The organism is Aquificaceae bacterium, assembly GCA_037722135.1.
Lineage (GTDB): Bacteria > Aquificota > Aquificia > Aquificales > Aquificaceae > Pampinifervens > Pampinifervens sericum.
In genome coordinates, this window is record JBBKAW010000035.1 from 1 (window position 1) to 7,938 (window position 7,938).

11 protein-coding genes are annotated in these 7,938 nt (G+C 43.0%); 2 read left to right on the top strand and 9 right to left on the bottom strand.

Annotation, left to right across the window (positions count from 1 at the left end; genetic code table 11):
- Window positions 1-27 precede the first annotated feature (27 nt).
- Window positions 28-846 carry a lipoyl synthase gene (lipA, locus tag WKI49_02530; GenBank protein ID MEJ7621379.1) on the top strand — a complete coding sequence of 273 codons (819 nt, stop codon included), beginning with the start codon at window positions 28-30 and terminating at the stop codon, window positions 844-846.
- Here lipA and WKI49_02535 read toward each other — a convergent pair whose 3' ends face one another.
- Genes WKI49_02535 through WKI49_02555 form a run of 5 tightly spaced genes read right to left on the bottom strand, consistent with a single transcriptional unit; the run spans window position 847 to window position 3,853 of the window.
- Window positions 847-1,722, bottom strand: a complete 876-nt coding sequence (locus WKI49_02535; GenBank protein ID MEJ7621380.1) for a DUF302 domain-containing protein — start codon at window positions 1,720-1,722, stop codon at window positions 847-849.
- A gap of 4 nt (window positions 1,723-1,726) precedes the next feature.
- Window positions 1,727-2,569: a 5'-nucleotidase C-terminal domain-containing protein gene (locus WKI49_02540; GenBank protein ID MEJ7621381.1), complete on the bottom strand. Its 843-nt coding sequence runs from the start codon at window positions 2,567-2,569 to the stop codon at window positions 1,727-1,729.
- A gap of 37 nt (window positions 2,570-2,606) precedes the next feature.
- The gene (soxZ, locus tag WKI49_02545) at window positions 2,607-2,933 is read right to left on the bottom strand and encodes a thiosulfate oxidation carrier complex protein SoxZ (protein MEJ7621382.1); all 327 of its coding nucleotides are present in this window, start codon (window positions 2,931-2,933) and stop codon (window positions 2,607-2,609) included.
- Window positions 2,934-2,980: 47 nt separating this feature from the next.
- Window positions 2,981-3,421 carry a thiosulfate oxidation carrier protein SoxY gene (soxY, locus tag WKI49_02550; GenBank protein ID MEJ7621383.1) on the bottom strand — a complete coding sequence of 147 codons (441 nt, stop codon included), beginning with the start codon at window positions 3,419-3,421 and terminating at the stop codon, window positions 2,981-2,983.
- A 24-nt stretch (window positions 3,422-3,445) separates the two neighbouring features.
- Complete coding sequence (locus WKI49_02555) at window positions 3,446-3,853, bottom strand: thioredoxin fold domain-containing protein (protein MEJ7621384.1); 408 nt, start codon at window positions 3,851-3,853, stop codon at window positions 3,446-3,448.
- Between the two features lie 140 nt (window positions 3,854-3,993).
- Here WKI49_02555 and lepA point away from each other — a divergent pair, with 140 nt between their 5' ends.
- A complete protein-coding gene (gene lepA / locus WKI49_02560) occupies window positions 3,994-5,787 on the top strand; it encodes a translation elongation factor 4 (GenBank protein ID MEJ7621385.1) in 1,794 nt (597 codons plus the stop codon).
- Here the strand turns inward: lepA and WKI49_02565 are convergent.
- Genes WKI49_02565 through WKI49_02580 form a run of 4 tightly spaced genes read right to left on the bottom strand, consistent with a single transcriptional unit; the run spans window position 5,765 to window position 7,924 of the window.
- Complete coding sequence (locus tag WKI49_02565; protein MEJ7621386.1) at window positions 5,765-6,697, bottom strand: ketopantoate reductase family protein; 933 nt, start codon at window positions 6,695-6,697, stop codon at window positions 5,765-5,767. The two genes, lepA and WKI49_02565, sit on opposite strands and share 23 nt — an antisense overlap.
- Window positions 6,694-7,206 (bottom strand): NYN domain-containing protein, encoded by a 513-nt coding sequence (locus WKI49_02570; GenBank protein ID MEJ7621387.1) that lies wholly within the window; start codon window positions 7,204-7,206, stop codon window positions 6,694-6,696. The genes WKI49_02565 and WKI49_02570 overlap by 4 nt, the downstream gene beginning before the upstream one ends.
- Entirely contained in the window at window positions 7,188-7,379 is a 192-nt protein-coding gene (locus WKI49_02575) for a hypothetical protein (GenBank protein MEJ7621388.1), read from the bottom strand. The genes WKI49_02570 and WKI49_02575 overlap by 19 nt, the downstream gene beginning before the upstream one ends.
- On the bottom strand, window positions 7,379-7,924 hold the full coding sequence (locus WKI49_02580; protein MEJ7621389.1) for a nucleotide exchange factor GrpE: 546 nt from the start codon (window positions 7,922-7,924) through the stop codon (window positions 7,379-7,381). Before WKI49_02580 ends, WKI49_02575 begins: the two co-directional genes overlap by 1 nt.
- Window positions 7,925-7,938: the final 14 nt, after the last annotated feature.

Here is a 7,938-nt window from a genome sequence, read left to right on the forward strand (position 1 = left end):
TGCAGACTTTTGCTAAGATTTTATCCTATGAAGCCCATATTAGAGCTATCAAAGACCCACGAGATTAAAAAACTGCTGAGAAGTTTAAGACTACACACAGTTTGTGAAGAGTCTCGCTGTCCTAACATAGGAGAATGTTTTGGCTCTGGCACTGCAACTTTTATGATACTGGGAGATACATGCACGAGAGCCTGTAGCTTTTGCAATCTACAAAGAGGAAAGCCCTTAGCTCCCAACCCAGAAGAACCCTACAAACTTTTGCATGCGGTTAAAACCCTTAAACTAAGCTACGTGGTGCTAACATCTCCCACAAGGGATGACCTGCCAGATGGTGGTGCGGGTCATTTTGCAAAGTGCGTAAGAGTCCTGAAGGAAAATATACCAAGTATAAAGGTGGAAGTGCTTGTGCCAGACTTTAAAGGCGACACTCAAGCCCTTTCAAAAGTGCTATCCTCTGAACCAGATGTGCTTGCACATAATGTGGAAACCGTGCCAAGGCTGTATGACCGCGTAAGGCTTGGGTCTAAGTATGAAAGAAGCCTTGCACTGCTAAGATTTTCAAAGGAGCTTGCTCCTCATATACTTACAAAGTCCGCACTGGTGCTCGGCTTTGGAGAAAGTCTTGAAGAAATAATCCAAGTTATGAAGGACCTCAGGTCGGTGGGTTGCGACCTTTTAACCATAGGTCAGTATTACCAGCCTTCAAAAGAACACCATCCAGTGGTTAAATACTACACAGAGGAGGAGTTCAAAACCCTTGAAGAGCTGGCATACGGTTTAGGTTTTAAAAAGGTGGCAAGCGGACCTAATGTGAGAAGCTCCTACAAAGCATGGGAACTTGCATAATTACTCACCCTTTGCCTCCTTAAGAGCCTGTTTTATGTCTTGGTCTGCCCTAAGGAATATTTCTGCGTTTTCCTTGCTAAGATGCCTTCCATAGGTCTTAAGCAGGAAGGGTATGTTTATGTAGCCAGTAATAACTTTTCCATCCTTTTCGTATAGATACACTCTACAGGGTGCGAGAGTCCCAAATTGAGGTATGTCCTTGAGTATGGCTTCACCGTAGCTAAGATTACATGCAAGGAATATGGAAAACTTGGGACTATCCTCTCTTATATCCATTATGTCCAAGATGTTCATATTCACCCCATCAAGAGCTGTTTTGTAAAGGGTTTTAAAGGTGTCAAAGTCAAGACCTTCTATAACATCCTCGTGGACAAGGTCTTCTTTCATGGCAGGGACTTGAGGGATTGCCGGCTTGTTGGTGCTTACAGAAGCGAGGGCTGAATGAAGCCTGCGATATACTTGGCTTATAATTCTTCTTTCAGAGAGGGTTAGGTTATCTCTGTAGCGAGTAAGGAAGACTTGATGATTTAAAACCGTTGCTTTTATCCTGCCTCCCTCTTCGTAAACCGCCACGCTACATGGGACTATATTGCTAAGGGCTGGTGCCTTGAGGAGAATGTCTCCCATACCATCAAACTCGCACCCGAAGACAACGTAGTAGTTTCTGAAAGTTTCGTTTCCTCTCGCTCTTATGGCGTCAGAGATGGTAAGAGTTCTCAATACCTTTAGACCTTGAGCCTCCATGCTTTTTCTTACAGACTCTACTCCTGCTTTGAAATCCCTCTCCTTAAGGTTATAGGTAATATACATCACTCTTAGAGGGTCCATAGCAAAGGTAAAAAGAGGCAGGAGCAGGAAAAGGATAAACTTCAACATCTTCTTACCTCCAGTAGCAGTCTGTGTTGTATGGATGGTCAAGCACTTTCACGTTGGGTTTTCTGTCTATTTCAATGTTTTTCTTTTTCCTTATGTAGTCTATTACTATGTCCCTTATGTTCTTCTTTTCAGGCTCAACTCCCATTGGAGGTGGTCCTCCGTAAACCGCAACCACATATTCCTTGTCCATTTCTATAGGCTTACCCTTTATCTTTACGTTCCTTATCCTTTCGCCTTGCCTTGCGTTTATTTTTAGCTCATACTCCACGCCATATATCCTTGACATGTCTCCACCTTGCTGATAGAGAGGGTTAGGGTTAAACACATTGTCCGCCACATCTTCCCACAAAGCAAGAAGCTCTCTTCCCTTTCTCTTCATAATGAAGACCTGAGGGTATGTCATACCAAGCACGTCGTAAACATGCTCCACAGTTATCTTCTGACCTGGGAGGACAGTAGTTCCCCATCTAAAGCCCGGAGATGTACCCACATCCAAAGACATAACCGCATCCACGCCATGATAGTAGTCCGCAAGAGCTTCGCCTATGAGCCTGTCCCACGTGCTAAAGACAGTATCCCTCTTATAGAGCAAGGTATTAGCCGTGCCTATGACCGTGTTGAATTCCTTCTCATAAGGCTCATACCATTTTTTCACTAATTCCTTAGCACCCTTATCTTCTGGGTTGCTCACCTCATACCATATCTCACCGGGGTTTATACCTTCTGCAAGCATCCTATTGAACTCTTGGACGAGCCTAATTTCTTCTCCTGGAGAAAGCTCTCCTTCAACCTGAGCAAAAGCCTTTGTAGACAAAAGCCCACTGGCGATAGCACCGGCGGTAAACACTGCCAGAAATGCCTTCTTTCTTATGTCATAACCTCCCTTAAGAAACCTTTATCTCCGCAGTTCTCTCCCACTTTCCACCCTGGTTGTCCTCATAGACTATCTTCACAACACCACTGTCCTCTACCCTTAGAGTAAAAGCCATAAAGGGATTGGCAGACACACCCGCACCCATGTTTACAGTGCTTACAAGCTTATCGTTAAAGAAAAGCTCAAGCTTTGTGAGGTAATGGCCAGGCACTTCCTGCCCTGTCTGTGGGTCTCTCCTCGGTGGTGTCATAGGATGGGTTATCACCATCTGCACTCTTACAATCTCTCCCTTCTTTGCTTTTCTTGGCACACGCAGTATGCCAGTCCCTACTGCCATATTGCACCTCCTGTATAGAATTTTGGTATTGAAAGCTTATGGAATTATCAGCATCCACCAGCGGTAACTTTGACCTCCCTTGTTGCCATCACATAAGAACCGTCCTTGAGCTTAAGAATTGCCCTCACATTGGAGGTTTCTCCCATCTTTATCCTTGTGGAGAAAAAGACCTGACCGTTCATGGGAGTAAAGGACACATCCGCTATCCAAGGCACAGGGTTTTTGTCAACAAATATCCAGAGCCTTTCCACTCTGTCCACGGGTATGGTAGACTCCACAGTGATTGGCACATTGGCACCAGATTCTGCTATGGTAGGAGCTGTGAGCTTGATATCTTCCACTTCTCTGATTTGAGATAGCTGGACTCCGAGCCTTTTTTGAATTTCTTCTTCAAGCTTTGTGGCACCAAAGGCTGGCTGAAGTGCTGGGGCAAAGGTTAAACCTACAACTACTGCTGTGGACAGTGCAAGAAATCTTCTCCTATCCATGTTTTTATACCTCCTTAAAGGTTTTTAACATGACTTAATGTTTTGCATTGTGCAAATTCTCTGAATGGTATTTAGAACTTCTCCCTTTGGTCTGCTTCCAAAGAGGACACCAAGCACCCTTTCCTGCTTTGGGTCATAAAAGACCAAGGTAGGAACACCAGGAACACCTAACCTCCTTGCCCATCTGCTTCCATCGTCAGAGGATATGTTTAGGTTTATCACTACGAAATTCTCCAACTTTTTTTGAACATACTCTTGATTAAGGACAAACTCCTCCATCTGGGTACAATAGGGACAGTAGTTGCTATAAAAGTAGAAGGCAACAGGCTTGTTTTCTCGCAGAGCGTATTCTAAGCCTTCTGAGGCTTTGTTAAACCACTTTGCAAAACTTACCGAAAATATCAAAACTGTACCTATTAATACCTTCCACATGTCAAGATAGTAATGTATGAGAGTTAACAATTCTCTGCAATAAGAACTTCTACGGATGAATATAAACGAGGCTTATATCAGTTAATGCTTATATTAAGAAAAAGGATAAAAGCCTAAAGTAGGCATAAAATATAAATCTTATGGAACGGGTGAGAAACTTCTCCATAATAGCACATGTGGACCATGGAAAGTCCACTCTTGCGGACAGGCTTTTGGAATACACTGGTTCTGTCTCAAGAAGGGAGTTAAAGGAGCAGATGCTTGATACCCTTGAGATTGAGAGAGAAAGAGGCATAACCATAAAACTTCAAGCGGTAAGAATGTTTTATAAGGCAAGGGACGGAGAAACCTATACCTTACATCTTATAGATACCCCTGGGCATGTGGACTTTTCTTATGAGGTTTCAAGAGCTCTCGCTGCTTGTGAGGGAGCTTTGCTTCTTGTTGACGCAACTCAAGGCATAGAAGCTCAAACAGTTGCAAACTTTTGGAAGGCAGTAGAACAAGACCTTACCATAATTCCCGTTATAAACAAGATAGACCTACCTGCTGCAGACCCAGAAAGGGTAAAAAGGCAGATAGAAGAAATACTGGGGCTACCCTCCGAGGATGTTATATTAGCCTCTGCTAAAGAGGGTATCGGCATTGAGGAGATATTAGAAGCTATCGTAAAGAGAATCCCACCACCAAAGGGAGACCCAAACAAACCTCTAAAGGCACTAATTTTTGACTCCTATTATGACCAGTATCGCGGTGCGGTTGCCTTTGTAAGGGTCTTTGATGGTGAGGTAAAACCGGGCATGAAGATAAGGCTTTTCTCCACTGGTAAAGAGTTTGAAGTCACAGAGGTAGGAGCACAAACTCCAAAGATGACCAAGTTTGAAAAACTCTCCGCTGGCGATGTGGGATATCTCGCTGCCTCTATAAAGGATGTAAGAGATATACGGGTCGGTGATACCATAACCGATGCTAAAAACCCAACACCTGAACCTGTTCCCGGCTTTAGACCAGCCAAACCCATGGTCTATGCAGGTATATACCCCTCCGAAGGCTATACTTACGAAGAGCTAAGGGATGCACTTGAGAAGTATGCCATAAACGACGCAGCTATACAGTTTGAGCCAGAGACCTCTCCAGCTCTTGGTTTAGGTTTTAGAGTAGGCTTTTTGGGATTGCTACATATGGAGATAGTGCAAGAAAGACTTGAAAGGGAATACGGTGTTAGCATTGTCACCACCGCACCAAGTGTAGTCTATAGGGTAAGATTTAAAAACGGTCAGGTAAAAGAAATAAGAAACCCATCAGAGCTTCCAGAAAACTGGGGCATTATTCAAGCCATTGAAGAACCCTTTGTGCTTCTTACTATAATAACACCCAAAGACTATGTGGGAAGCATTATGAACCTTTGTCAAGAAAAGAGGGGCATTCAAAAGAAGTTTATCTACCTTGACCCAAACACTGTAATGCTTGAGTATGAGATGCCTTTGAGTGAAGTGATAATGGACTTTCATGACAAGATAAAGGGTGTTTCAAGGGGCTACGCCTCATACGACTATGAGTTTATCGGCTTTAGAGAAGAAGACCTTGTAAGGTTAAACATCTTTATAAACAATGACCCAGTGGATGCCTTATCCTTCATAGTCCACAGGGACAAGGCTTATAGAAGAGCACGTCAACTTGTGGAAAAACTAAAGGAAGTCATCCCCAGACAGCTCTTTGAGGTAAAGGTTCAAGCAGGTATAGGCACAAGGATAATAGCGTCAGAGAGGATACCTCCTCTAAGGGCAAACGTGACTGCCAAATGCTACGGTGGAGACGTAACAAGAAAGAAGAAACTTCTTGAAAAGCAAAAGGAAGGGAAAAAACGGCTAAAGCAGTTTGGTAAAGTGGAGCTTCCTCAAGAAGCCTTTCTCACCGTCCTGAAGATTGATTAAATACCTCTTTTGCCTTTATGAGCCTTACCACCATCTCGTTAACGGGAAGAGTTATACCCTTTGACCTTCCGAGCTCAAGGAGAGCACCGTTGAGTGCGTCTATTTCCGTCCTTCCCTTTTTCACATCCGCAAGCATAGAGGGGTAATGCTCCGCAGTGGGTGGAATAAGCCTTTGATAAAAGTGTCTTTTGTATTCTTCCACATCTTGCCAAAAGGTGGGAATGGCATTTGCCCTTATGACCTCAAAAGCTTCTTCCAATATCTTGTCCATAAGCTCTTTTGTGTATACATTGCTTGCAAGCCTGCCATAGGTGGTTTCAAAAAGAGCACCAAGAGGGTTCAAGGCACAGTTATAGAGAATTTTGTCCCATAGGTATTTATAAACTTCCTTTTCGTATCTGGTAGGTATGCCAGCACTGTTAAAGGTATTAGCTAACTCCTTTAAAAAAGCCTCCTCTATTATGCCCTCTGGGTCTCCAAGCACCACATCATCACCGCACACGGTTATTCTAACCCTTCCCCACTCCAAAAGCTCCGCACCAAATATGACTCTTGCAAGTATAACATTACCCTTGCCAAAAACCTCTATAGCCTTTTCATAGTTGCCATAACCATTTTGTGCCACCATAAGAAAACTCTTAGTGTCTTTAAGCTTTTGTATATCCTTGAGAGCTTGTGTGGTATCGTAGCTTTTAACTGTTAGTATGGTGATATCTGGCTCAAAGTCAAGAGCATCCAGCGTGTCTACGGCTTTCACTTCCTGAGTGAACTCACCCCATATACCCTCTACCCATATACTTTGGAGTTTCCTCCCCTTCTTTAAAAGCCCTACCGCCTTATAACCTGCCCTGCTTAGAAAGGCAAGGTAAGCACTTCCCAGAGCACCCACACCTACCACTAAGAACTTCATTCCTTTTCCTCTAACTTTACAATAGGCAAAAGGTCTCTAAGGTCTATGTATCTATCACAAGCGTTTACCAATTCAATGGCAGTGGCTTCCTTCGCAGAAAGACAGATAATCTCCTTCCCAAAATTTCTGAGTGTCCAAACCAACTTTTCAAAATCTCCATCTCCAGTGCATAGTATGGCAGTCTGATAGTTATCCTTGGTAAGCAGAGCATCTATAGCAAGGTTCACATCTAAGTCTCCTTTGTAAGTTCCATCCTTAAGCTGTTTTATGGGTTTTTTAACCACCGTTATACCGCTAAAGGCAAGCATTTTAATGAAGCTCTCTTGCTTCTCGTCTCCTTCCCTGTATGCAAGGTAGAAAAAGGTGTTGTATATATCAAACTCCACCCTAAAGTAATTTACAAGCTTAATAAGGTCAATACGTTGGTGTAGAATTTCCTTCTGAATAAAGTAAAAGTTTGCTCCATCTATAAATATACAAGCCCTTCTTTTCAATCCTGGATATACCATATCCTTATACCAGCAGAAACATGAGAATTTCTCTCCCAAAGGGTCTCCACATTTATTATCTTTGGTTTGTTGAGTTTTATCCACTGATTTACCTGTTCCTCAAGAAGCTGTTCCATACTTTCGTCCTTAAAGGGTGTCATTTTACGGTAGAAGTCTTTAAAACGTATTTCCATCACGTAATCTCCTCTTCGTAATAGGATACCACCACCTTGGCAGGTCTTAGCACCCTGTCGTGTAGCCAATATCCTTTTCTTTCTACTCTAATGACCACGTTTGGAGGCACATCTTGAGTGTATTCTCTGTCTACAGCCTCTGCAAGGTATGGGTCAAACTCCTTGCCTAAGAGCTCTATTTCCCTTATTCCATACTTTTCTAATATTCTCAAGAGTTCTTTGTATATAAGCTCAAAGCCCCTTCTTAGCCCTTCCAGGTCTTGCCCTTCATATTGAAAGGCTCTTTCAAAGTTATCCACCACCTCAAGAAGGTCAAGAGCCAGCTTTTCATACCCGTATTTTTTTGCCTCCTCAAGGTCCTTTCTGTATCTTTCCTTTAAATACTCCATTTCTCTCCGAAGGTCTACATACCTTTGGTTTATAACCCTTGCGGTATTTTCAAGCTTTGAGAGCTTTTCTTCAAGCTCCCTTATCCTTTGGTCTCTTGGGTCTTCCACTGGTTGTGAAGGTTCTTGAGCTTCTTGAGGTTCTTGCCTTTCCTCCATAGAGATTAATTATA

Excerpts from the sequence above, each read along its gene's own strand:
- lepA (MEJ7621385.1), top strand. The coding sequence starts at position 3,994 with ATGGAACGGGTGAGAAACTTCTCCATAATAGCACATGTGGACCATGGA.
- WKI49_02570 (MEJ7621387.1), bottom strand. The coding sequence starts at position 7,206 with ATGGTATATCCAGGATTGAAAAGAAGGGCTTGTATATTTATAGATGGA.
- WKI49_02575 (MEJ7621388.1), bottom strand. The coding sequence starts at position 7,379 with ATGGAAATACGTTTTAAAGACTTCTACCGTAAAATGACACCCTTTAAG.
- WKI49_02580 (MEJ7621389.1), bottom strand. The coding sequence starts at position 7,924 with ATGGAGGAAAGGCAAGAACCTCAAGAAGCTCAAGAACCTTCACAACCA.
- WKI49_02555 (MEJ7621384.1), bottom strand. The coding sequence starts at position 3,853 with ATGTGGAAGGTATTAATAGGTACAGTTTTGATATTTTCGGTAAGTTTT.
- soxZ (MEJ7621382.1), bottom strand. The coding sequence starts at position 2,933 with ATGGCAGTAGGGACTGGCATACTGCGTGTGCCAAGAAAAGCAAAGAAG.
- soxY (MEJ7621383.1), bottom strand. The coding sequence starts at position 3,421 with ATGGATAGGAGAAGATTTCTTGCACTGTCCACAGCAGTAGTTGTAGGT.
- lipA (MEJ7621379.1), top strand. The coding sequence starts at position 28 with ATGAAGCCCATATTAGAGCTATCAAAGACCCACGAGATTAAAAAACTG.
- WKI49_02565 (MEJ7621386.1), bottom strand. The coding sequence starts at position 6,697 with ATGAAGTTCTTAGTGGTAGGTGTGGGTGCTCTGGGAAGTGCTTACCTT.
- WKI49_02535 (MEJ7621380.1), bottom strand. The coding sequence starts at position 1,722 with ATGTTGAAGTTTATCCTTTTCCTGCTCCTGCCTCTTTTTACCTTTGCT.